Raw genomic sequence first — 22559 nt, forward strand, 5'->3', positions numbered from 1 at the left:
CTCGGCGAGCGTGAGATCAGCCCGGAAGATCCTCGCGGCGGTCCACGTCGTGCCCGGTGCCGAGGTCGCCGCATTCGACGAGCCGCAGGTCCTGGCGTCCCTTGAGCCAGTCGCGGGCGCCCTTGTCCCCGGACGCGCCCGCCAAGATCTCCGGCCACCATCGGCGGCCGAGTACGACGGGATGGCCGGGAACACCTTCGTACGCGGCGCGCGCGACGGTGACTTCGTCGGCCCCGGCGGCGACCCGGCTGACCACTTCGGCACCGACCCCGGGCAGATCCACGAGATGCACGACGGTGGCTTCGGCATCGGTTCCGGCGAGCGCCCTCAGGCCCGCGCGCAAGGACGCGCCCATGCCGGACTCCCAGTCTTCGGCCACGACGGTGGCCTCGGGGGCGGGCAGGAGCGCGCGGACTTCCGCGGCCGAGGCACCCAGCACCACCCGGACCGGCGCGCAGCCCGCGTCGGTGAGTACCCGCAGAGCCCGGACGACGAACGGCTCCCCATCGAGGACGGCCAGTGCCTTCGGCCCGCCGAACCGGCGCCCCGCTCCGGCCGCGAGCAGCAACCCTGCGACCTCAGCCATGCCGCGCTTTGGTGGGCGGCGCCGAGGCCAGATCGGTCTCGATGGCGCGTGCCGTCGCGAGCAGGGGTGGCAGCAATTCCTGTTCGACCGACTCACGTGTGGTGCGGCTGGCATGGGTGGAGAGGTTGACCGCGGCCACGACCTTGCCCTGCCGGTCACGGATCGGCGCGGCGATCGAGCGGAGGCCCTCTTCGAGTTCCTGGTCGACCATCGCGTAACCCTGCTCGTAGACCCTGACCAGTTCGGCGAGTAGTTCCTCCGGCCGGCTCTTGGTCCGCACGGTGAGCTTGTCGAGCTTCGCTCCGGCAAGGTAGTCCCGCAGGTCGGCGTCATCGAGGCCGGCCAGTAGGACATGTCCCATCGACGTCGCGTGGGCCGGGAAGCGGGTGCCGACGTTGATGCTGACGGTCATGATCCGCGATACGGCCACGCGCGCGACGTAGACGATGTCCCGGCCTTCGAGCACCGAGACCGAACTCGACTCGTGCACCTCGGCGGAAAGCCGCTCGAGATGCGGCTGGGCGACCTCCGGGAGCGACAGGCTCGACAGATACGAGTAGCCGAGTTCGAGGACCCGCGCGGTGAGCGAGAAGTACTTGCCGTCCGTACGCACGTACCCCAGGTCGACGAGGGTGAGCAGGAACCGGCGGGCGGCCGCCCTGGTCAGCCCGGTCGAGCGGGCGACGTCGCTCAGGGTGAGTTCCGCCGCGTCCGCGTTGAACGCCTTGATCACGGCCAGCCCGCGCTCCAGCGACTGGACATGATGCGCCCCGCGCTCGGTCACCTCGCCTTCGTCCATATGAGAACCCTAGGACGTGTCCGGTAACTCTGTTCGATGGGCTTCGTGATCCAAGTGGTTCCTGACGGTGCGGGCGGTTCGGCCTCGTACCGGGTTGCACTCGGCTGAACCGCCCGTGCCGTCAGGGACCGCTTGGGCGCGAAGACCGCGGACAGAGTTACCGGACACGTCCTAGCGGCCTCCCTTTTCCTGGGCGGCAGGCTCACCGAGTTCGGCCAGGACCCGCTGGGCGACGGCGAACGCGGTGTTGGCGGCCGGGGCACCCGTATAGACGGCGGTGTGCAGCAGGACCTCGGAGATCTCCCGCGCGGTGAGTCCATTGTGGACGGCGGCACGGACGTGCATCGCGAGCTCGTCGTGGGCGTGCAGCGCGGTGAGCGCGGCCAGGGTGACGCAGCTGCGGGTCTTGCGGTCGAGCCCGTCCCTCGACCAGACCGACCCCCAGGCGCCCCGGGTGATGTAGTCCTGGAACGGGCGGCTGAACTCGGTGGTGCGGGCGACCGCCCGATCGACGTGCGCGTCCCCGAGGACCTCGCGGCGCACCTTCATGCCGGTCTCGTAGGTGTCGTCGGTCATCGGGCGGCCTCCAGGTGTTCGAGGATCAACGCGGTGAACCGCTCGGGCTGTTCGAAGCTCCCGAGATGCGCGGCGCCTTCGACGACTTCGAGCCGCGCGTCCGGGATGCCGCCCGCGATCACCTCGGCGTGTTCGACCGGGGTGGCCGGATCCTCGGCCCCGGCGATCACCAGGGTCCGAGCCGCGATCTTGGGCAGGTCGCCGACGAGGTCCATCGTTTCGATGGCCTGGCAGGACGACGCGTAGCCCTCGGCGGGGACGCTCGCGATCATCTCGCGCAGGTACCCGGCCCGCTCGGGGTGGGCGGCGGCGTAACCGGCGGTCAGCCAGCGGCCGACCCCGGCCTCGGCGACCGCGGCGGTGCCCTTCTCGCGGACCGTCTTCGCCCTGTCCGCCCACATGCTCGGCGGCCCGAGCTTCGCGGACGTGCAACACAGGACGAGGCTCGCGATCCGGTCCGGCGCGTTCACGCCCAGCCACATCCCGGTCATCCCGCCGAGCGAGAGCCCGACGACATGAGCCCGCTCGGCACCGTGCTCGTCGAGCAGTGCGAGCAGGTCACCGCCGAGCTCCGCGAGGGTGTACGGACCGGGCGGCACGGGTGACGCGCCATGCCCGCGGTTGTCGTATCGGATCACCCGGAAACCCTGCTCCACCAAGGGTTTCACCTGCGGCTCCCACATGCGGCGATCGCTGCCGAGCGATCCGCTGAACACCACGGCAGGGCCGTCCGCGGGCCCTTCCGCGACGCTGTGCACCTTCACCGGCTCAGACATCGAAGAACACCGTCTCTCCCTCGCCCTGCAACCGGATGTCGAACCGGTAGCCGTCGCCGGCCTTGGTGGCGACCAAGGTTCCCCGGCGGGCCTCCGGGACCGACGCCAGCACCGGATCCCCGGAGTTGTCGTTGTCCTCGAAGTAGATCCGGGTGACCACCCGGTGCAGGAGTCCGCGCGCGAACACCGAGACGTCGATATGCGGCGCCTGCGTGCTGCCCGCCGGACCGGGCAGCGAACCGGGCATGATCGTCCGGATCTCGTAGTTGCCGCCCGGATCGGTGGGGCAGCGTCCGAAGCCCCGGAACCCGCTCGCGACCGGCCCGCGCGGGTCGTCGGCGTGATCGAACCGGCCGTCGGCGTCGGCCTGCCAGGTCTCGATCATCGCGTCCGGGACGGGTTCTCCCGCGCCGTCGAGGACGCGGCCGTGGATCCGGACCGCGGCAGGCTCGTCCGCGGGGACGACGTCCGGCCCGTCCGGCCAGGGCAGGCCGATGGACAGGTACGGGCCGACGGTCTGGGAAGGCGTCGTCTCCGGCATCAGTGCTCGTCCTCCTCGTCTTCGAAGACCGAAGCCTCGCGGCCGCGCACGACGATGTCGAACTGGAAGGCCAGCGCCCACTCGGCTTCCGTGCGGTCGAGGTCGAAGCGCGCGATCATCCGCTGCCGCGCCTTCTCGTCCGGGATCGAGTTGAAGATCGGGTCCTGCGAGAACAGCGGGTCTTCCGGGAAGTACATCTGGGTGACCAGCCGCTGGGTGAACGCGCTGCCGAACACGGAGAAGTGGATATGCGCCGGCCGCCAGGCGTTGTCGTGGTTCTTCCACGGGTACGCGCCCGGTTTGATGGTGGTGAAGGTGTAACGCCCTTCGGAGTCGGTGAGCGTCCGGCCCGCGCCGTCGAAGTTGGGGTCCAGCGGCGACGGCCAGCGATCACCGGTGTGCCGGTACCGGCCCCCCGCGTTCGCCTGCCAGATCTCCACCAGCGAATCGCGGATCGGCCGCCCGCCGCCGTCGAGCAGCCGTCCGGTGACGATGATCCGCTGGCCCTGCGGCTCCCCCGCGTGCCCCTTGGTGAGGTCGTTGTCGAACTCGCCGATCCGGCCCGGCCCCAGCGCGGGGCCGGTGACCTCGGTCAGCAGATGCGGGAGCACGATCAACGGCTCTTTCGGGTGCCGCAGCGCCGTCGACCGATAGCCGGCGTAGTCGAGCGGCGGATGTGTGCCCTCCGGATCGCGCCGATAGCGCGGGAGCCTCAGTTCTGCGGGTGCGGACATGCTGTTCCCTCCAGCGCGGGTCAGTGGGTCACTGGGCTTCGAGGACGACGGCCAGCCCCTGGCCGACGCCGATGCAGATGGCGGCCAGACCCCACCTGCCGCCGGTGCGGCGCAGGTGGTGGGCCAGCGTGCCGAGGATCCGGCCGCCGGAGGCGCCCAGCGGATGCCCGATCGCGATCGCGCCGCCGTTCACGTTGACGAGCTCCGGGTCGAGCTTCGACCAGTCCCGCAGGCAGGCCAGCGACTGCGCGGCGAAGGCCTCGTTCAGTTCGACGGCGGCCAGGTCTTCCCAGCCGATCCCGGCCCGCTCCAGGGCGATCTCCGCCGCGCGTACCGGGCCGATGCCGAAGACGTCCGGGTCGACGCCCGCCGCACCCCGGCCGGCGATCCGGGCCAGCGGGGCCTTGCCGAGCCGCTTCCCCGCCGCCTCGTCACCGAGCAGCAGCGCGGAGGCGCCGTCGTTCAACGGCGACGCGTTCGCGGCCGTGACCGTCCCTTGTGGACGGAAGACCGGCTTCAGCTTCGCGAGCTTTTCCAGGCTGGAATCGGGCCGGATGCCTTCGTCGCGAGTGAGTCCGACTCCCTCGACGGGGACGACGTGGTCGTCGTAGAACCCCTCGTCCCAGGCGCGGGCGGCGTTGACGTGGCTGCGGACGGCGAACGCGTCCTGTTCGTCGCGGCCGATGCCGTAGCGCTCGGCGAGCTGCTCGGTGGACTCACCGAGCGAGACCGTCCACTGCTCGGGCATCTCCGGGTTGACCATGCGCCAGCCCAGCGCGGTGGAGTACAGGGTCTGGTTGCCCGCCGGGAAGGCCTTCTCCGGTTTCTGCATGACCAGCGGCGAGCGGCTCATCGACTCCACCCCGCCCGCGACGGCGAGCGAGGCGTCGCCGACCTGGACCGACCGGCTGGCCTGCATGACGGCGTCGAGGCCGGATCCGCACAGGCGGTTGACCGTGGCACCGGGCACGGACGTCGGCCAGCCCGCGAGCAGAGCCGCCATCCGCGCGACGTTCCGGTTGTCCTCGCCCGCGCCGTTGGCGTCACCGAGCACCACCTCGTCGACGGTGGCCGGGTCGAGGTCGTTGCGCTCGGCCAGCGCCCGCAGGACGGTGGCGGCGAGGTCGTCCGGGCGAACCCCGGACAGGGCGCCGCCGTACTTGCCGAACGGGGTACGGATGGCGTCGAACAGGAAGACGTCGGTCATGCGCTCGCCCTTGTGAGGTCTCGGAGGATGCGGAGTTCTGCCTCAGTCGGCGCCGGGGTGGTTCCCAGGTCGCCTGCCACCTTCAGTTTCCACCCGGTCGCCGCGACGACCTGATCGACCTCGACCCCGGGGTGCAGCTCGGTCAGCGTGAGCTCGGAGGTCTCCGGGTCCGGCCGCATCAGGCCGAGGTCGGTGACCACCAGCGTCGGCCCGGCGCCGGGGAGACCGAGGCGCTCGCGATCACCCTTGCCGGTGCCGTGGCCGAACGAGGTCACGAAGTCGACCTTCTCGACGAACGTGCGGGTGCTCTGCCGGAGCACCACGAACACCTCGCGACAGGAGGCGGCGATCTCCGGAGCGCCGCCCGCCCCGGGCAGGCGCACCTTGGGATTGGCGTAGTCCGGGCCGATGACGGTGGTGTTGATGTTGCCGAATTTGTCGAGCTGGGCGGCACCGAGGAAACCGACGTCGATCCGGCCCGGCTGGAGCCAGTAGTTGAAGACCTCGGGAACGCTGACCACGGCGTCCGCGGTGTCGGCGAGTTCACCGTCGCCGATGGACAACGGGAGCCTGCTCGGCTTGGCCCCGAGGCAACCGGATTCGTAGATGAGCGTCAGGTTCGGCGCGTGCCCGCGTCGGGCCAGGTTGGCGGCCGTGCTCGGCAGGCCGATCCCCACGAAACAGGACATCCCGTCGCCGAGCGCGCGAGCGGCGGCGACGCTCATCATCTCGTCGGAGGTGTACTCGGTCATGCCTTCACCCCCGTCAGCTCGTCGAGCCAGCGGGTGAAGCTCTCCCTGTCCCGGCCGATCGCGTCCCATGACTGGTAGGCGTCGTTGTCCCGTTCGTAGTAGCCCGCCGCGTACGACGGCCTCGCGCCGCCGGGCACCTCGGCCACGGCGGTGACGGCCCACGACGGCAGCACGATCGCGCCCGGCCGGGGCTCCAGCTCGTCCACGACCTCCTCGACGGTGACCAGTGACCGCTTCGCCGCGAGCACCGCCTCCTTCTGCACGCCGGTGATCCCCCAGATCTGGACGTTGCCGGACCTGTCCGCGCGCTGGGCGTGGACGATCGTGACGTCCGGGTTGAGGGCGGGCACGGCGGCCAGCCGCTCACCGGTGAACGGGCAGGTGATGGGCTTGATCGTGTCGGTGTGCGCGGCGAGATCCGTGCCGGTGTACCCGCGCAGGACGGCGAACGGCAGGCCCGAGGCACCGGCGACGTACCGATTCGCCATGCCCGCGTGACTGTGTTCCTCTATCTCCAGTGGTACCGGCCAGGAATGCTGGACCGCGTCACGGAACCGGTGCAGTGAGCCGACTCCGGGGTTGCCACCCCACGAGAAGATCAGCTTGCTCGCGCAGGCCGCGCCGATGAGCTGGTCGTAGACGATGTCCGGGGTCATGCGGATCAACGTCAGGCCGGTGCGGCGCTGGCGGATGATCTCGTGACCGGCGGCCACGGGGATGAGGTGCGTGAAGCCCTCCAGCGCGACGGTGTCCCCGTCGTGCACCAGCCGTGCCACGGCCTCCTTCAACGACAGCAGCTCAGCCATCCCCACTCCCGGCTTGTTCGGATCGCGCACACATGTTCTGCATATGAACATAGCACGGTTCGGCAGGCCCGCGCACTCCTTACTTTGGGCGACGATCACCGCCCGGCACCGCCCGGAAAGGACTCCGGCTCAGCTGATCCCACTGCCGGGCGGGCGGGAACCGTTCGACGGCCTTGTAGTCCCCCGTCTCGAACGGAGCACAGCTCATACAGGGCGGCACGACTGACTTGTGCTCGGGATCAGGACCCCAGCTGCAGCCGAGCCTGTCGCGCCTGCCGTTGTCGTACACCGTCATCCCGACCCGGCGGTCCTTGAGGCCGGGGACGTCCGCGTCCTCGACGATGCCGGTGACCACGGCGACCGGGCCGCCGACGACAGGGCAGTCGATCCTGCCCCGGAAGCAGGCGGAGAACCCGCCGCCGACGTGACTCACCCGGAACGTCCCCCGGCTTTCCGGGAAGAGACCTTCGCGTCGAAGGCGAACCGGACGTCCTGGCCGTCCTTGCGCAGCATCTTGGCGCTACCGACCAGACTCGGCTCGGACGGCGCCGTGGCGAGGACCATCGCGACGCCGACGGCGGCGAGTTCTCGTGATCGTTTCATGTTCCCCCTGGAATCCCCTGCTCGCGGAACTTTTCCGCGCTCATCACCATCCCGGGGTGCCCGAGGGTGACGACTCCCCCGCGCAGGGGAAGCGTCTCCCTCATAGCGGGGATTTCCATGTTTGGGATACCAACCGGCGCACACTAGGCTGAGGACGTGACCTCGAAGATCGCGGTGACCCGGTGGATTCCCGACGAAGCGCTGAAAGTGCTCGCCGAAGCCGGGGAGGTGAAACTTTCGCGCGCCGACCGCCCGCTGACGCGGGACGAACTGCTCGAGTTCGTCCGGGGCGCGTCCGCGATCGTCGGCATGCTGCACGACCGGCTCGACGGCGAGGTCGCCGACGCGGCGGGCCCGGAGCTGAAGGTCGTGGCGAACGTGGCCGTCGGCTACGACAACGTCGACGTCGCGGCGCTGTCGGAGCGCGGGATCACCGTCACCAACACCCCCGGTGTGCTCACCGACGCCACCGCGGATCTGGCGTTCGGGCTGATCCTCGCGGTCACGCGACGGCTCGGCGAGGGCGAACGGCTGCTCCGCTCGCGCACCCCCTGGTCGTTCCATCTGGGCTTCCTGCTCGGCTCTTCACTGCAGGACAAGACACTCGGGATCGTCGGGCTCGGCCAGATCGGGCAGGCGGTCGCGCGGCGGGCACTGGGTTTCGGCATGCGGATCGTCTACTCAGGACGATCGCGGGCCCCCGAAGAAGTCGAGAAGACCCTGGGCGCGGAGTACGTGTCCTTCGGCGAACTGGTGCGAAGCTCCGACGTCGTGTCGCTGCACTGCCCGCTGACGCCCGAGACCCGGCACCTCATCGACGCGGACGCGCTGAAGTCGATGAAACCGGGCGCGTACCTGATCAACACCACACGTGGCCCCGTCGTCCACGAGACCGCGCTGGCGGACGCGCTCGAAGCGGGCGAGATCGCCGGAGCGGGCCTCGACGTGTTCGAGGCCGAACCCGAGGTCGAACCACGCCTGCTGAACCGTGAAAACGTCGTCTTGACGCCGCATCTGGGATCGGCGACGGTCGAGACCCGTACCGCCATGGCCGTGCTCGCGGCCGAGAACGTCGCGTCGGTGCTCACCGGCGGAAACCCGCTGACGGAGGTTCGTCCATGACTCGCGTGGTCATCGCGCCCGACAAGTTCAAGGGAAGCTTGACCGCGGTCGAGGCCGCGGAGGCGATCGCCCACGGCGTCCGCGACGCGCTGCCCGGAGCCGAGGTCTCCTCCTGTCCGGTCGCCGACGGCGGCGAAGGAACGCTCGACGTCCTCGTCGCGGCAGGTGGCCGTCTCGTGGAACTCCCGGTCCGCGGCCCGCTCGACGACACCGTCGACGCGCGCTACGTGCTGCTCGACGGAACCGCCTACATCGAATCGGCCCGCGCGTGCGGCATCGAATTCGTGGAGCCGAGCCCGGAAGTGGCGCTGGCCGCGCACACCTGGGGTGTCGGCGAACTCCTCGCGCACGCGCTCGACAACGGCGCGCGACGCCTGGTGCTGACCGTCGGCGGAACGGCGAGCACCGACGGCGGCGCCGGGATGCTGGCGGCGCTGGGTGCCGGGGTCTTCGACGCGTTCGGCGCGCCGGTCGGGCTCGGCGGCGGCACGCTGGGCCGTGTCGCCCTGGCCGAACTCGGCCCGGTGCGCGAACGGCTCGGCTCCGTCGAGGTCGCCGTCGCCACCGACGTGACGAACCCGTTGCTCGGGCCCCGTGGCGCGGCCGCGATCTTCGGCCCGCAGAAAGGCGCGGGCCCGCGCGAGGTCGAGCGACTGGACGAGTCCCTGTCCCGCTGGGCGCAGGCGTTGCGGAACGCCGGGACCCCCGATGTCTCCGATCTTCCCGGGGCGGGCGCGGGCGGCGGGGTCGCCGCCGGCGCGATCGCGGGACTCGGCGCGAGCGTCGAATCCGGCTTCCAGCTCATCGCCGGGCTCACCGGGGTCGCCGACGCCATCGAACGCGCCGACCTCGTCATCACCGGCGAGGGCTCGCTGGACGAGCAGAGCCTCGACGGCAAGGCCCCGGCGGGCATCGCGGCCCGCGCGCAGGAGCACGCGGTGCCGCTGATGGTGCTGGCCGGACGGATCCAGCTGGACCAGAGCCAGCTCGCCGGCCTCGGGGTCGTGGGCAGCGCCGCCCTGATCGACCACGCGCCTTCGCTCGACCACGCGCGTGCGCACGCGGCGGAACTCCTGCGCGAGCGGGCCGGCGAGCTGGTCCGCGCCTGGGCCCGGACTTAAGACCCGCCGGGCTCAGCTGCCAGGCTGGGGCTGAGCCTGCGGGAGTACGGCGAAGGCGACTTCGCCGGTTTCGTCCTGCTGAACGTCGAGCACCTTGTCGTCGAGCAACGCGGCGGCTTCCGGCTCCAAGAACACCTTCGGACCGCCGTCGGCGCCGAGTACCTTGTCGCCGCTTTCCGGTTCGGGGGCGACGGAAACCGCGAGCTGGGGACTGTCCCCCTGCTGGGAATGCATCGCGAACCGCAGTCCGCCCCCGTCCTGGCCGTTCTCCTGGCCGGTCAGTGCGGTGATCGCCTCGGCGGCGGCTTCGGTGACTGTCAGCATCTCTGCCCTTCCTTCGTCGCGGTCTTGCACTTGACCGACCACGCTAGGGGCTGTCGGCACAGCCCGCCGTGTGAGTGAAGATCACTTCTCGCCGACGTCCGGCTCCTCCTCGGCCAGCCGCATGGCGTGCGACTCCCCTTCGTGGATCTCCGCGGGCGTTGTCCCGAAGCGGTCTGCCCCGCTCCAGTGCTCGGGCGGTTCGACGCCTTCTTCGAGCGGGTCGACGCGGAGTTCGTCCTCGTCGAGTGCCTCGCTGGGATCCAACGTCTCCGGCTCCGCGGTCTCCCGGTCGCTCATCGGCCGCTCCCTCCTGGTCGGACGTTGGCCGGGGCGTGCTGTACTCGACCCGGTCCCTGTGGCTTACCCGGCGTCTCCGCAGGCCAAACGGCGGCGCTGTCGCGGGGATCACAGTTTCTCAGGTGGTTCACTACCTTCACGAGTTTGTGAAACAAGGAGTAGCGTCGTCGGTATGACCACCACCAGGTGGGCGCCAGGGCACCGGATCATCCGGCGCGCGCCGGAGCGGCATCACGAACTCGGCAACCATGCCGCTTGGTACGTCGTCGCCGGCGTCGCCGCCACCGGCCTGCAGGCGGTGGTGTTCCTTGTCCTGCAGCCGATCCTCGGCCCCCAGTTCGCCAATCTGGTCGCGCTCGCGGTCACGACCGTCGGGAACACCGAATTCCACCGCAGGGTCACCTTCGCCACCCGGAAGAGCAACGCGGGCAAACGGCATTTCCAGGATCTGGTGACCTTCGCCTTCTACGCCGCGTACGGCTCGATCGTGCTCGCGTCGCTCGACGCGGTGATCACCGAGCCGACCGCGCTGGAACAGACAGGCGCCCTGCTCGCGGCCAGCGTCGTGGGCGGCATCGCGCGCTTCGCGGTCCTTCGCTGGTGGGTCTTCGCGCGCCGGAACGCCTAGTCTCCTTCAAGTGGCAGAGATCAACGGCCCGCACGACGGCGGCTCCGAACCCGATTACCGATTCACGCTCGCCAACGAACGGACCTTCCTCGCCTGGCTCCGGACGGCCCTCGGCCTGCTGGCCGGCGGCGTCGCCGTCCATCAGCTGGTTCCCGACCCGAGCGCGTTGAGCACCGTCCTGGCGGGATTGTGCGTCCTGCTGGCCGCCGTCGTCGCGGCGAGCGCGTATCCACGCTGGCGGCAGGTGCAGAGCGCGATGCGCGCGGGACGGCCGCTGCCGAAGAGCGGGATGCTGATCCTGCTGACCGCCGGGATCCTCGCGATCACCCTGACGGCGGCGGCGCTCGTGGTCTTTTCGTGAGCCCGCGCGATCACGGAGCGCAAGCGGAGCGGACCGGGCTGGCGTGGCGCCGGACCGCGCTCGCGGCTACTGCCTGCACACTCCTGCTCTTGCACACCGCGGCCCGGCGGGGCTGGGGGACGGCGGTCGTCCCGGTCGCGTTCGCGGGCGCCATGGTGATCACCTTGGTCGCCACCGGCGCGATCCGTGAACGAGCACTCCGCCGCCCGGGAACCCCGAAACCTCTTAACAGAGTCGTTGCTGTCACGGCATCGGCACTCGTCGTAGCGACAGCGGTCGCGCTGATCGCGGTGCGCTAAGTGGCGCACACGTCCAGCTACCTCGGAGCCCGTTTTCCCGGCGCAGAGTCTCGGTTGTATTAAGCCGACTCCGGCGAATGGGCTATCTCTAGTTGAAATCTTTACTGCCGTCCGATCGACGCCTACGATTACGCTGCGTCGCAACGGCGGCAGATGAATCTGATCTTACGGAGCATCTGCCGCCCTCAATCGTTACGGAGTGTTGACCCCTCGACAGCGAAGGTCGCAGGGTCGGCCGGGGAGGACGACCATGCAAGCAACTTCCAGCGCGTCCAGAACCGTCACCCCCGATGCGGTCCCCGGATACACGACTCCGGAGAACCTGCCTCGACCGGGCGGACGGCTGACGAAGGAGGACCTCGACCCCCTCGTCAAGGACGCGGGCGACGGGAATCCCGCCGCGATCCAGTCCCTCCTGCGGATGATCGGCCCCGTCGTGGTCCGCTACTGCCGCGCCAGAATGGGCGGCCGCGACCTGTCCTACCTGTCGGCGGACGACGTCGCGCAGGAAGTGTGCATGGCGGTGTTGAAGGCGCTGCCCGGCTATCAGGATCGCGGCGGCTCGTTCCTCTACCTCGTGCACGCCATCGCCGCCAACAAGGTCGCGGACGCCTACCGCGCGGTCTCCCGCGACCGGTCGGAACCGGTCCCGGAACTGCCGGAACGGCCCATCGGCGACAACGAACCCGAAACGCACGCCCTGCACCTGGACCTCGGTGCCCGGCTCAGCCGCCTGCTCTCCACCCTGCCGCGGGTGCAGCAGGAGATCCTCGCCCTCCGCATCGCCGTCGGCCTGTCCGCCGCCGAAACCGCCGAAGCGCTCGGGATCTCCGCCGGCAACGTGCGCGTGACGCAGCACCGCGCACTGGCCCGCCTGCGGACGATGGTCAAGCAGGACGAGTTCTGATCTTTCGTCCCCCTGCCGCAGGTCGTCGATCGGCGGCTCTCAGGCGCCCGGACCCCGCGCCGCCCACTTCTTCCGCTCGGAGCGATTCACCGCCGCAGTTCGGCGACGCCGACCGCCCGGGGCAACTTCGCGATCACCGATGGATCCGGTTCCGCCCGGAATGCCACGCCTGAGTGCGCGACTCCATCGCTCTGCGATGGGCGACGAACACCGGAGCCACGACGATCATCCGTGGTCACCGGCGATCGGCAGCGAACCCGCGCCGGGCTCTTTCTCCATAGAGGAAGTCACGAGCACTCGATACCCGCCCCGCCATCGGCCAAACCGGCGCGGCACGTGGGGCTCGGCACATCCAGCCGGCTCACTGGTCCTCGTCGTCCGGGGGAACGGACGTGTCGTCCTCGTTGTCGACGGGGCCGAAGCCTTCGGCGGGCTCCGGTGCGCCCGGTCCGGCGTCCGCGGCCGCGATACGGACTTCCCCGGTGTGGGGGTTCGGTTCGAACGGTGCTGTCGTCATGAGGGCCGGGTACCCGCGGCGGGAAGCCGGTAAGCGCGCTTCGCGGTGCCGTCGAAGAACTCCAGCCGCTCACCGTCGCTCAGCGAGCCCGTCAACGAAAAGGCGGTGTCCACGACGACTTCGTACGCCGCCGCGAGCTCGCAGACCGGCCAGTCCGAGCCGAACATCAGCCGCGAAGCCCCGAAGGACTCCAGTACGTGTTCGGCCCAGCGCGCCAGATGCCCGACCTTCCACCGCGCCCAGTCGGCCTCGGTCACCAGCCCCGAAAGCTTGCAGTACACGTTGTCCAGCTCCCCCAAGGCCGCGACACCATCGGCCCACGGCTGCCATTCGCCCGTGGCGATCGGTGGCTTCGCGGCGTGGTCGAGCACGAAAACCTGGTCCGGCAACGCTTTCGCGGCGGCGAGCGCGGCGGGGAGCTGCGGTGGCTTCACCAGCAGGTCGTACGCCAGCCCGGCCTCGCCGAGGGCGGCGAGACCACGCAGGACCTCGGGCCGCGTCAGCCACGACGGGTCCGGCTCGTCCTCCACCTGATGCCGGATTCCCACCAAGGGCCCGGAAAACGACGCCACGCGCTCGGCGACGCCGGGCGCGGTGAGGTCGGTCCAGCCGACGACGCCCACGATGAGCCGCTCGGCCTGAGCCGCCGCGAGGAACTCGCGCGTCTCCTCTTCCGACGAGACCGTCTGCACCAGCACGGTCCCCTTCACTCCCGCCGCCTTCGTCACCGTGCGCAGACCGTCCACTGTGTACGGACGGCGGATCGGTTCCAGTGCCGTACCGGTCATCCACGGGTAGTCCCGCCGCGCGGGATCCCAAAGATGATGGTGCGCGTCGATCACGGCCGTCCCTCCTGCCGCAGCACGGTGTCCTCACGCAACAGTCCCGCACGGATCAGGTCCGTCCACACCTCGCGTGGCACCGGACGCCGGAACCGTTCGGCGTTGAGCCGGACCTGGCCGGGATCGTGCGCGCCGACGACGACGGACACCACCGATGGATGCGCGGCGGGCAACGCCAGCGCGGCCTGCGGGAGTTCGACACCGTGCCGCGCGCAGACGTCGGCGATCCGCTGGGCGCGCTCCACCAGTTCGGCGGGGGCCTCGGCGTAGTCGTACATCGTGCCCGGCGACGCGGTGGCGAGGATCCCGGCGTTGAACGCCCCGCCCGCCACCACGTCCACGCCGCGTTCCGCGCACAGCGGAAGAAGGTCGTCGAGCGCGGGCTGGTTGAGCAGGGTGTACCGGCCGGCCAGCAGGATCACGTCGAGATCGAACCGGCGGACGAACTCCGTGAGCATCGGCGCCTGATTCATCCCTGCCCCGATGGCGTCGACGACACCCTGCTCCCGTAGTTCGAGCAGCGCGGGGAACGCACCGTTGACGGTGTCCTCGAAGTGTTCGTCCGGGTCGTGCACGTAGACGACGTCGACGCGGTCGAGCCCCAGCCGTTCCAGACTGTCCTCAAGCGACCGGAGGATCCCGTCGCGGCTGAAGTCCCATCTGCGTTTGTACGCGGCGGGAACGACGAAACCCTGCGAGTCGGTGCGCGAAGCGCCGCCGGGATCGGGTTCCAGCACGCGGCCGACCTTCGTCGAGACCACGAAATCCGCGCGGGGATACGCCGAAAGCGCCGCGCCCAGCCGCCGTTCCGACAGCCCGAGACCGTAGTGCGGGGCGGTGTCGAAGTAACGGATGCCTTCGTCCCACGCCTGCCGGACGGTCGCTTCGGCCGTCTCGTCGGTGATGGCGTGGTACAGGTTGCCCAGCTGCGCGCAGCCGAGCCCCAGCGGGGACAGGGGGATCTTCACGGAAGCTCCCAAACGAGGCCGAGCCCCGAATCGTCGCCCGAGTAGTCGTCCTCGACGTCGAGCAGTTCCGACATCCGTGCCTGCCACGGGATGTTGGCCGGGTGATCGCGCAGGATCGCGCGCATCTTCGCGTAGTCCTCGACCTCCACGACGTGGAACAGGTCGAGCCCGTCCCGCCAGATCCGCCACGAACGCACGCCCGCACCGCGCAAGGCTTCGTCCAGCTCAGGCGGGATCACGGCGTGGACCGACTCGTATTCGGCCTCCTTGCCCGGCTTCAACCGGGTGTGGAGCGCCACTCTTTGTAGTGCGACACCGTGGGTCACCGCGCCTCCTCGACTCGAAACATGGCACTCTGTCAACTAACACTCAAACATCCGAGGTCTTCGGGGAGGGCGGTGGAACATGCCGGTCACCGATGTCGCGATCGACAAGATCAAGGACATGATCATCTCCGGCGAGCTTGCTCCGGGCGACAGGCTGCCGAAGGAGGCCGAACTGGCCCAGCGGCTCGGCCTGTCCCGCAGTTCGCTGCGCGAAGCGGTGAAGGCGTTGTGCCTGATCCGCGTGCTCGACGTCCGCCAGGGCGACGGAACGTACGTCACCAGCCTCGAACCGAATCTCCTCCTCGACGCGATGACGTTCGTGGTGGACTTCCACCGCGACGACACCGTGCTGGACTTCCTCGCCGTGCGCCGGATCCTCGAACCGGCGGCGACGGCGCTGGCCGCGATGCACATGAGCGACGAGGACATCGAGGAACTAGGCCGCCTGCTCGACGAACTGGCCGACTCGCCGACGGTGGAGGCGCTGGTCGCGAACGACCTGCAGTTCCATCGCAAGATCGCCGACGGCTCCGGCAATCCGGTGCTGTGCTCCCTGCTGGACAGCCTGTCCGGCCCCACCGCGCGGGCCCGCATCTGGCGCGGGCTCACCCAGGAGGGCGCGGTCGCGAAGACCCGCGAGCAGCACACGGCGATCTACGAGGCCATCGCGGCCCGCGAGCCCGAACTCGCGCGTTCCTGGGCGACCGTGCACGTGGCGGGGGTGGAGCAGTGGCTCCGCAACGCGCTCGGCACCGCCGACGACCCCACCACGGCCGCCGAAGCTTCCTGACACCGCACTCTCCTCCATGGACGCTCCGTGAAGGCCTCCTTCCCTACTCTCAAGGTAGGGAAGGAGGCCTTCACGGACTTTCGGACTACGTTTGGGCCTTCCCGCCGGCATAGCGGGAGATGATCAGCGCGACCAGGATGATCACGCCGTAGATCGCCTTCAGCCATTCCGGCGGCACCTGCGCCACCTGCAGCAGGTTGGTGACCGTCTGCAGGAGCAGCACACCGGTGAGCGCCCCGACCAGAGTGCCCTTCCCACCGTCCAGTGAGACACCGCCGATCACCGCAGCCGCGAACACCTGAAGGATCAATCCGTCGCCCTGGTCCGCCCCGAGCGCGCCGACGTAGCCGGTGTACGCGAGCCCGCCGAGCGCGGCCAGCACACCGGCCACCACGAAGACACCCCACGAGATCCGGTCGACCCGGATACCGGCAGCCCGCGCGGCTTCCCGATTGCCGCCGATGGCGTAGAGCGACCGGCCGATCCGGTGATACCGCAGTCCCAGCCCGAACACGGTGAACAGCGCCGCGGCCAGCCACACCGACATCGGCAGCCCGATGAACGTCGTCGTGGCCAGCGCGGTGAACACGTCCAGCTGATCGAAGAGCGTCTTTCCCTGGGTGGACCCGATCTGCGTGCCGCGCAGCACCGTCAGCATCGCCAGCGTGACGATGAAGGCGTTCAGCTTCAGCTTGACGATCAGGAAGCCGTTCACGAACCCGACCGCGGCACCGGCCACCAGTACGGCGAGGATGCCCGCGAAGCCGGGGATCTCGGTGCCGAAGCCCGAGGACGCCACTGGGATGACCAGCATCGCGCCGAGCGCGGGCGCCATGCCCATGGTGGATTCCAGCGACAGGTCGAACTTCCCGGTGAGCAGCACGAGGGATTCGCCCAGCACCACCATCGACAGCGCTGCCGAGGCGGACAGGATCCCGACGATGCTGCCGAAGGTCAGGAACGTGTCACTGATCAGTCCTCCGATGATCAGCACCACGACGAGCGCGGGCACCAGGGCGAGTTCGCGCAGCCAGCGGAACTTCCGGCGCTTCGGCGGTGCCGCGAGTGTCGAAGTCTTCGGATCGGTCATCAACTCGGTCACCGTTCGACTCCTTCGATGTCGGCCACCAGGTCGCCGTCGGACCAGCCCGCCCGGTGTTCGGCGACCACGGCACCGGCGCGCAGCACCAGCACCCGGTCGCTCAGACGAAGATCGTCCAGCTCGTCGCTGACGATCAGCACCGCCTTGCCCTCCGCGCGCACCCGGTCGACGACCGCGAGCAGCGCTTCCTTCGATTTCACGTCCACGCCCGCGGTCGGATTGATGAGCACCACCAGGCGCGGATCCCCGGCCAGCGCGCGGGCCAGGACGACTTTCTGCTGATTGCCACCGGAAAGGTCGGACACCGGCTGGTCCGCGTCGGCCGCGACGATGTCGTAGTCCTTCAACGCCTGGGCGGCACGGCCGTATCGCGCGCCCGGTGACGCCAGGCCTCCCTTCCCCATACGGTCCAAAATGGACAGTGTGGCGTTGTCCGCGATGGAATGCTCCAGCACCAGCCCCTCGTGGTGCCGGTCCCTCGGCACACAGCCGATCCCGGCGCGGATCGCGGCCGGGATGTCGCCCGGTTTCAGCGGCTTCCCGTCCACCTCGATCGTGCCGCCGGACGGCGAACGGAGGCCGTACACGGTTTCGGCGACCTGATGCTTGCCGCTGGCGTTGCTGCCCGCGAGCCCGATCACCTCGCCGCGATGGATCCGGAGGGTCACGTCGGAGAACCCGTCACCGGAAAGCCCGTCGACGGTCAGCACCTCGTCGGCGTCCTGAGCCAGCGCCTCGCGGGCGGAGGCGTCGCGCACGGAAAGCCCGCCCTGCTCACCGGTCATCGCGTCGATCAGCTCGGCACGCCCGACCTCGGAGACCGGCGCGGTCAGGATGTGCTTGGCGTCGCGCAGCACGGTGACCGCCTGACAGACTTCGTAGACCTCGTGGAGGTGATGCGAGATGAACAGAAACGTCACCCCGTTGTCCTGCATCTGGCGCATCCGCGCGAAGAGCCGTTCGATCGCCTGGCTGTCCAGCTGCGCCGTCGGTTCGTCGAGAACGATGAACCGGGCACCGTAGGAGAGCGCCCTGGCGATCTCGACGAACTGCCGGTCCTCCACCGAAAGCTCGCCCGCCGGGGTGTCGACGTCGACCCGCACGTCCCAGGAGTCGAGCAGTTCCCGTGCCTGACGGCGCAACCGCTGCCAGCCGATCGCGAACCCCTTGCCCGACTGGCGATTGAGGAACAGGTTCTCCGCGACGGTCAGCTGCGGGACCACCATCGCGTGCTGGTAGACGCAGGCGACCGCGCGTTTCCAGTCGTCCTGCCTGGACAAGGGCGGTGCGGGGACGCCGCCGAACTCGACGCGCCCGGTGTCCGTTTTGGACAGTCCGGTGAGGATGGAGACGAGTGTCGATTTCCCGGCACCGTTGCGGCCGACGAGCGCGTGCGACTCGCCGGGGTGCACGGTGAGGCTGACGTCGGACAGCGCCACGGTCGGGCCGTAGCGTTTGCCGACGCCCTGTGCGCTGACCACCGGCACGGCGGCGGATCCGGCGGGCAGCGCGCTCACAGGTTGTTCCCCCAGAGTGCCTTGTCGTCCACGTTGTCCTTGGTGACGACGGGCGCGGGGAGCTGGTCTTCCAGGATGCCGGGCCGGACCTCGACGACGGTGCTGCCGTGATCGGTCGGCCCCGCCTTGAAAGTCTCCCCCGCCATGGCCTTCTTGATCCAGTACATGCCGTACTTGGCGTAGTCGTCGGCCGGCTGCGAGACGGTCGCGTCGAGTTCGCCCGCGCGGATCGCGGCGAGCTCCTGCGGGATGCCGTCGTTGCTGACCAGCACGACATGCTTCGGGTCGCCGACCGGGAAGTAGAGGTTCTTGCGCTTGAGCGCCTGCTGCGTCGGCGCCAGGTACACGCCGCCCGCCTGCATGTACACGGCCTTGATATCCGGGTTCGCGGTCAGCAGACTGTCCAAACCGGACGAAGCCTTGTCCGCCTTCCATTCGGCGGCGACCTCCAGCACCTGGACGTCCGGGTACTTCGTCTTCATGCACTGCCGGAACGCCTCGGAGCGGTCGCGGCCGTTGACCGAGGCCAGGTCGCCCATGACCTGCACGACCTTGCCCGACGTCACCTTCGCGCCGATCGCCTCGCAGGCCTTGGTGCCGTACGCCTTGTTGTCCGCGCGCACCACCATGGCGACCTTGCCGCTCTCCGGCGCGACGTCGACGGCGACCACCGGGACCCCCTTGTTCTCCGCCGCTTTGAGGCCCGCCACGACGGCGGCGGAGTCCAGCGGTGTCACGACCAGGCCCTTGACGCCCTGGTTGAGCAAGGTGTTGATGTCGGTGATCTGCTTCGCCGAGTCGCTGTCCGCGTTGACCGTCGGCAGCGCCTCGACACCCTGTTCCTTCGCCTTCAGCGGTACGTAGTTGTTGTAGGCCTGCCAGAACGGCGAAGTCAGCAACGGGATCGTCGCACCGACCTTGCCGCCCCCGCCCGCACCCGGCTGGGGGGCGTTGTCCTTCGTGGACCCACAGGCCGACAGGGCCAGCCCGAACGCGGTGGCCGCGGCGGCCACCTTGATCACCCTCGTACGCACCGCATCCTCCTTGACGACAGCGAAAACTACTGCTGGACCGGGCCGCGCGGACGCAACCCGTACATACCTCCGTCGACAGCGAGCGCCGTGCCGGTGGTCGAAGCCGACAGCGGGCTGGCCAGGTACACGACCGCGTTCGCGACCTCGTCCGCGGTGACCAGCCTGCCCATCGGCTGACGTGCGGCCAGCGCGGCGCGTTCGGCCTCGGGATCGCCGGCCGCGTCGAGCAGCCTGCCGACCCACGGGGTGTCCGCGGTGCCGGGGCAGACGCAGTTGACCCGGATCCGGTCGGCGAGGTGGTCGGTCGCCATCGCCAGGGTCAGCGAGAGCACCGCGCCCTTGCTGGCCGAGTACAGCGCGCGGTTGGGCAGGCCCGCCCACGCGGCGATCGAACAGGTGTTGACGATCGCGGCCGAGGGCGAGTTCTTGAGGTGCGGCAACGCCGCCCGCGCCAGCCGCACCATGCCGACGACGTTGATGTCGAGCACGCGGTGCCATTCGTCGTCGCTGTTGGCGGTGACGTCGCCCTGCGCGCCGATACCCGCGTTGTTGACCAGGACGTCGATCCCGCCGAACCGGTCCGCGACCGCGTCGATCGCCGACCGGACCTCTTCGTCGGAACCGACGTCGCAGCGGAATCCGGTGAGACCTTCGGGAAGGTCGCCGGGATTCAGGTCGAGGACCGCGACCTTCGCCCCGCGTGCGGCGAGCAGGTCCGCGGTGGCCCGGCCGATTCCCGACGCGCCTCCGGTGACCGCCGCGACGAGGCCTTCGAACTCACTCACTTGCTTTTCTCCGTCCATTCCGGACCGTCGGGGAAAGTGAACCGGCGCAGCGTCGCGTCGTGCATCCGTGCCGAGAAGCCCGGCGCGGACGGGGCGACGTAGCGGCCGTCGACGACGGCGGCCGGATCGGTGAAGTGCTCGTGGAGGTGGTCGACCCACTCGATGGACCGGTCGGTGCCGGAGCCGGATACCGCCACGAAATCGAACATCGACAGGTGCCGGACGAGTTCGCACAGCCCGACACCGCCGGCGTGCGGGCACACCGGGATCCCGAACTTGGCCGCCAGCAACAGGATCGCCAGGTTCTCGTTGAACCCGCCGACCCTGGCGGCGTCCAGCTGCAGCACCGAGATCGCGCCCGCCTGCAACAGTTGCTTGAACACCACGCGGTTCTGGACGTGCTCGCCGGTGGCCACCCGGATCGGGGCGAGCGCCTTGGCGATCGCGGCGTGCCCGAGCACGTCGTCCGGCGAGGTGGGTTCCTCGATCCAGTACGGGTCGTACGGCGCCAGCGCGGTCATCCAGGTGATCGCGGTCGAGACGTCCCAGCGCTGGTTCGCGTCGACGGCGACCCGGATGTCCGGGCCGACGGTCTCGCGGGCGAGTTTCATCCGGCGAACGTCGTCCTCCAGATTCCCGCCGACCTTCAGCTTGATCATCTCGAAGCCGTCCGCCACCGCCTGCTCGGCGAGCCGGACCAGTTTCGCGTCCGAGTAGCCGAGCCAGCCGGGAGAAGTACTGTACGCGCGGTATCCGTCACGCTCGATCCGGGCGATCCGCTCGGCGCGGCCCGGCTCGGCGGCGCGGAGGATGTCGAGCGCTTCCTGCTCGGTCAGCGCGTCGGTCAGGTAGCGGAAGTCGACGAGGGAGACCAGGTCCTCGGGCGACATTTCGGCGGCGAATCGCCAGACCGGGAGGCCGGCGACGCGCGCCGCGAGATCCCAGGCGGCGTTGACCACCGCGCCGATCGCCATATGCGCGACACCCTTTTCCGGGCCGAGCCACCGCAGTTGCGAATCGCCGACCAGCGTCCTCGACAGGGCGCCGAGAGCGGCGGCGTCGGTCGGCACGTCCATGCCGACGACGTGCGGTTCCAGCGCGCGGATCGCCGCGGCCTGGACGTCATTGCCGCGGCCGATGGTGAAAGCGAGTCCGTACCCGTCCGGACCGCCGTCGGTGTGCAGCACGACGTACGCGGCCGAGTAGTCCGGGTCCGGGTTCATGGCGTCCGAACCGTCGAGCTCCCGCGACGTGGGGAACCGGACGTCGAGCACCTCCATGCCCACGATCTTCGCCATCACGCCTGCCTGACGTTCTGGCGCTGGCGGCCGAGGCCGTCGATCTCGAGCTCGATGACGTCCCCTTCGCGCAGGTACGGCTTGGGATCCGGCTGGCCGAGGGCGACGCCCTGCGGAGTGCCGGTGTTGATGAGATCGCCGGGGCGCAGCACCATGAACCGGCTCAGGTAGTGCACGATCTCGGCGACCGGAAAGATCATGTCCTTGGTCGAGGAGTCCTGCTTCTTCTCGCCGTTGACCCACAACCGCAGGCCGAGGGCTTGCGGATCGGGCACCTCGTCGGCGGTGACCAGCCACGGGCCGAGCGGGTTGAAGTTCTCGCACGACTTGCCCTTGTCCCAGGTGCCGCCGCGTTCGAGCTGGAACTCGCGCTCGGACACGTCGTTCGAGACGGTGTAGCCGGCGACGTACCCGAGGGCCTCTTCGGCGCTTTCGAGGTAGCGCGCGGTCTTGCCGATCACGACGCCGAGCTCGACCTCCCAGTCGGTCTTGGTCGAACCGCGCGGCACGAGCACGTCGTCCTCCGGGCCGACGACGGCGTCGGAGGCCTTCATGAACACGACGGGCTCGGTCGGGACGGCGGCACCGGACTCCTCGGCGTGCTGCCGGTAGTTGAGGCCGATGCAGACGACCTTGCCCGGCCGCGCGATGGGCGCGCCCACCCTGGCCCGCGCGGATTCGGGGCCGGCTTCGGGCAGCTCACCGGCGGCCAGCGCGGCGGCGACCCTGGCCACGCCGTCGCTCGCGAAGAAGCCGCCATCGATGTCGGTGGTCAGCCCCGAGAGGTCGCGCAGCGTGCCGTCCCCGGCACGTACGAACGGACGCTCACTTCCCGGCTCCCCGAGTCGCAACAGCTGCACGGATTTTTCCCTTCAAGCCGAACCGCCAACAATCAACGGCTCCCACAGCAACGAACAGACATCCGATGTATACCCGACGAG

General features: G+C 69.7%; 30 protein-coding genes. 7 read left to right on the forward strand and 23 right to left on the reverse strand.

Annotated elements, in window-relative coordinates; genetic code table 11:
* Positions 1 to 16: 16 nt before the first annotated feature.
* The 11 genes from AC0685_RS12880 to AC0685_RS12930 all read right to left on the reverse strand — a co-directional run bounded on the left by AC0685_RS12880 (position 17) and on the right by AC0685_RS12930 (position 7380).
* Entirely contained in the window at positions 17 to 586 is a 570-nt protein-coding gene (locus AC0685_RS12880) for a nucleotidyltransferase family protein (protein ID WP_478225674.1), read from the reverse strand.
* Entirely contained in the window at positions 579 to 1385 is an 807-nt protein-coding gene (locus AC0685_RS12885; protein ID WP_478225675.1) for an IclR family transcriptional regulator domain-containing protein, read from the reverse strand. Before AC0685_RS12885 ends, AC0685_RS12880 begins: the two co-directional genes overlap by 8 nt.
* A gap of 171 nt (positions 1386 to 1556) precedes the next feature.
* Positions 1557 to 1961, reverse strand: coding sequence for a 4-carboxymuconolactone decarboxylase (gene pcaC, locus AC0685_RS12890; protein ID WP_340687258.1), 405 nt, complete (start codon positions 1959 to 1961; stop codon positions 1557 to 1559).
* Positions 1958 to 2737: a 3-oxoadipate enol-lactonase gene (pcaD, locus tag AC0685_RS12895; protein ID WP_478225676.1), complete on the reverse strand. Its 780-nt coding sequence runs from the start codon at positions 2735 to 2737 to the stop codon at positions 1958 to 1960. The genes pcaC and pcaD overlap by 4 nt, the downstream gene beginning before the upstream one ends.
* A complete protein-coding gene (gene pcaG, locus AC0685_RS12900) occupies positions 2730 to 3278 on the reverse strand; it encodes a protocatechuate 3,4-dioxygenase subunit alpha (RefSeq protein WP_478225677.1) in 549 nt (182 codons plus the stop codon). Before pcaG ends, pcaD begins: the two co-directional genes overlap by 8 nt.
* On the reverse strand, positions 3278 to 4012 hold the full coding sequence (gene pcaH / locus AC0685_RS12905; RefSeq protein WP_478225678.1) for a protocatechuate 3,4-dioxygenase subunit beta: 735 nt from the start codon (positions 4010 to 4012) through the stop codon (positions 3278 to 3280). Before pcaH ends, pcaG begins: the two co-directional genes overlap by 1 nt.
* Positions 4013 to 4040: 28 nt before the next feature.
* The gene (locus AC0685_RS12910) at positions 4041 to 5219 is read right to left on the reverse strand and encodes a thiolase family protein (RefSeq protein ID WP_478225679.1); all 1179 of its coding nucleotides are present in this window, start codon (positions 5217 to 5219) and stop codon (positions 4041 to 4043) included.
* Positions 5216 to 5971, reverse strand: coding sequence for a CoA-transferase subunit beta (locus AC0685_RS12915; protein WP_340687253.1), 756 nt, complete (start codon positions 5969 to 5971; stop codon positions 5216 to 5218). Before AC0685_RS12915 ends, AC0685_RS12910 begins: the two co-directional genes overlap by 4 nt.
* Positions 5968 to 6777 (reverse strand): CoA transferase subunit A, encoded by an 810-nt coding sequence (locus AC0685_RS12920; RefSeq protein WP_478225680.1) that lies wholly within the window; start codon positions 6775 to 6777, stop codon positions 5968 to 5970. Before AC0685_RS12920 ends, AC0685_RS12915 begins: the two co-directional genes overlap by 4 nt.
* Before the next feature lie 79 nt (positions 6778 to 6856).
* Complete coding sequence (locus AC0685_RS12925) at positions 6857 to 7210, reverse strand: hypothetical protein (RefSeq protein ID WP_478225681.1); 354 nt, start codon at positions 7208 to 7210, stop codon at positions 6857 to 6859.
* On the reverse strand, positions 7207 to 7380 hold the full coding sequence (locus tag AC0685_RS12930) for a hypothetical protein (RefSeq protein ID WP_478225682.1): 174 nt from the start codon (positions 7378 to 7380) through the stop codon (positions 7207 to 7209). Before AC0685_RS12930 ends, AC0685_RS12925 begins: the two co-directional genes overlap by 4 nt.
* Before the next feature lie 156 nt (positions 7381 to 7536).
* On the opposite strand from AC0685_RS12930, the gene AC0685_RS12935 reads away from it, so the two are divergent.
* Together AC0685_RS12935 and AC0685_RS12940 are read left to right on the forward strand one after the other, a co-directional pair.
* Positions 7537 to 8502 carry a 2-hydroxyacid dehydrogenase gene (locus AC0685_RS12935; protein WP_478225683.1) on the forward strand — a complete coding sequence of 322 codons (966 nt, stop codon included), beginning with the start codon at positions 7537 to 7539 and terminating at the stop codon, positions 8500 to 8502.
* The gene (locus tag AC0685_RS12940) at positions 8499 to 9623 is read left to right on the forward strand and encodes a glycerate kinase (RefSeq protein ID WP_478225685.1); all 1125 of its coding nucleotides are present in this window, start codon (positions 8499 to 8501) and stop codon (positions 9621 to 9623) included. The genes AC0685_RS12935 and AC0685_RS12940 overlap by 4 nt, the downstream gene beginning before the upstream one ends.
* Before the next feature lie 12 nt (positions 9624 to 9635).
* On the opposite strand, the gene AC0685_RS12945 is transcribed toward AC0685_RS12940, so the two are convergent.
* Together AC0685_RS12945 and AC0685_RS12950 are read right to left on the reverse strand one after the other, a co-directional pair.
* Positions 9636 to 9947 carry a hypothetical protein gene (locus AC0685_RS12945; protein ID WP_005153325.1) on the reverse strand — a complete coding sequence of 104 codons (312 nt, stop codon included), beginning with the start codon at positions 9945 to 9947 and terminating at the stop codon, positions 9636 to 9638.
* An 81-nt stretch (positions 9948 to 10028) separates the two neighbouring features.
* Complete coding sequence (locus tag AC0685_RS12950; RefSeq protein ID WP_125673288.1) at positions 10029 to 10244, reverse strand: hypothetical protein; 216 nt, start codon at positions 10242 to 10244, stop codon at positions 10029 to 10031.
* A gap of 172 nt (positions 10245 to 10416) precedes the next feature.
* On the opposite strand from AC0685_RS12950, the gene AC0685_RS12955 reads away from it, so the two are divergent.
* The 4 genes from AC0685_RS12955 (at position 10417) to shbA (ending at position 12439) form a co-directional block, all read left to right on the forward strand.
* A complete protein-coding gene (locus AC0685_RS12955) occupies positions 10417 to 10872 on the forward strand; it encodes a GtrA family protein (protein WP_478225686.1) in 456 nt (151 codons plus the stop codon).
* 10 nt (positions 10873 to 10882) lie between these two features.
* A complete protein-coding gene (locus AC0685_RS12960) occupies positions 10883 to 11233 on the forward strand; it encodes a YidH family protein (protein ID WP_340687247.1) in 351 nt (116 codons plus the stop codon).
* Entirely contained in the window at positions 11230 to 11532 is a 303-nt protein-coding gene (locus AC0685_RS12965) for a DUF202 domain-containing protein (RefSeq protein ID WP_340687246.1), read from the forward strand. The genes AC0685_RS12960 and AC0685_RS12965 overlap by 4 nt, the downstream gene beginning before the upstream one ends.
* 250 nt (positions 11533 to 11782) lie before the next feature.
* Complete coding sequence (gene shbA / locus AC0685_RS12970; protein WP_233621370.1) at positions 11783 to 12439, forward strand: RNA polymerase sigma factor ShbA; 657 nt, start codon at positions 11783 to 11785, stop codon at positions 12437 to 12439.
* A gap of 361 nt (positions 12440 to 12800) precedes the next feature.
* Here shbA and AC0685_RS12975 read toward each other — a convergent pair whose 3' ends face one another.
* The 4 genes from AC0685_RS12975 to AC0685_RS12990 are packed head-to-tail and all read right to left on the reverse strand — an operon-like array spanning position 12801 to position 15065.
* Positions 12801 to 12956: a hypothetical protein gene (locus AC0685_RS12975; RefSeq protein WP_340687244.1), complete on the reverse strand. Its 156-nt coding sequence runs from the start codon at positions 12954 to 12956 to the stop codon at positions 12801 to 12803.
* Complete coding sequence (locus AC0685_RS12980) at positions 12953 to 13798, reverse strand: amidohydrolase family protein (RefSeq protein ID WP_478225687.1); 846 nt, start codon at positions 13796 to 13798, stop codon at positions 12953 to 12955. Before AC0685_RS12980 ends, AC0685_RS12975 begins: the two co-directional genes overlap by 4 nt.
* Positions 13795 to 14766 (reverse strand): aldo/keto reductase, encoded by a 972-nt coding sequence (locus AC0685_RS12985; protein ID WP_478225688.1) that lies wholly within the window; start codon positions 14764 to 14766, stop codon positions 13795 to 13797. The genes AC0685_RS12980 and AC0685_RS12985 overlap by 4 nt, the downstream gene beginning before the upstream one ends.
* Positions 14763 to 15065, reverse strand: a complete 303-nt coding sequence (locus tag AC0685_RS12990; protein WP_425342042.1) for an L-rhamnose mutarotase — start codon at positions 15063 to 15065, stop codon at positions 14763 to 14765. Before AC0685_RS12990 ends, AC0685_RS12985 begins: the two co-directional genes overlap by 4 nt.
* 106 nt (positions 15066 to 15171) lie before the next feature.
* On the opposite strand from AC0685_RS12990, the gene AC0685_RS12995 reads away from it, so the two are divergent.
* Complete coding sequence (locus AC0685_RS12995) at positions 15172 to 15882, forward strand: FadR/GntR family transcriptional regulator (protein ID WP_034321224.1); 711 nt, start codon at positions 15172 to 15174, stop codon at positions 15880 to 15882.
* An 85-nt stretch (positions 15883 to 15967) separates the two neighbouring features.
* Here AC0685_RS12995 and AC0685_RS13000 read toward each other — a convergent pair whose 3' ends face one another.
* The 6 genes from AC0685_RS13000 to AC0685_RS13025 are packed head-to-tail and all read right to left on the reverse strand — an operon-like array spanning position 15968 to position 22478.
* Positions 15968 to 16984 (reverse strand): ABC transporter permease, encoded by a 1017-nt coding sequence (locus tag AC0685_RS13000; protein WP_016336350.1) that lies wholly within the window; start codon positions 16982 to 16984, stop codon positions 15968 to 15970.
* Positions 16981 to 18501: a sugar ABC transporter ATP-binding protein gene (locus AC0685_RS13005; protein ID WP_478225689.1), complete on the reverse strand. Its 1521-nt coding sequence runs from the start codon at positions 18499 to 18501 to the stop codon at positions 16981 to 16983. The genes AC0685_RS13000 and AC0685_RS13005 overlap by 4 nt, the downstream gene beginning before the upstream one ends.
* A complete protein-coding gene (locus AC0685_RS13010) occupies positions 18498 to 19523 on the reverse strand; it encodes a sugar ABC transporter substrate-binding protein (RefSeq protein WP_478225858.1) in 1026 nt (341 codons plus the stop codon). Before AC0685_RS13010 ends, AC0685_RS13005 begins: the two co-directional genes overlap by 4 nt.
* 38 nt (positions 19524 to 19561) lie before the next feature.
* The gene (locus AC0685_RS13015; protein ID WP_478225690.1) at positions 19562 to 20320 is read right to left on the reverse strand and encodes an SDR family NAD(P)-dependent oxidoreductase; all 759 of its coding nucleotides are present in this window, start codon (positions 20318 to 20320) and stop codon (positions 19562 to 19564) included.
* The gene (locus tag AC0685_RS13020) at positions 20317 to 21618 is read right to left on the reverse strand and encodes an enolase C-terminal domain-like protein (protein ID WP_478225691.1); all 1302 of its coding nucleotides are present in this window, start codon (positions 21616 to 21618) and stop codon (positions 20317 to 20319) included. Before AC0685_RS13020 ends, AC0685_RS13015 begins: the two co-directional genes overlap by 4 nt.
* A complete protein-coding gene (locus tag AC0685_RS13025) occupies positions 21618 to 22478 on the reverse strand; it encodes a fumarylacetoacetate hydrolase family protein (protein ID WP_478225692.1) in 861 nt (286 codons plus the stop codon). The genes AC0685_RS13020 and AC0685_RS13025 overlap by 1 nt, the downstream gene beginning before the upstream one ends.
* Between the last annotated feature and the right edge of the window lie 81 nt (positions 22479 to 22559).

The sequence above is a fragment of the Amycolatopsis sp. NPDC043889 genome (assembly GCF_056435645.1).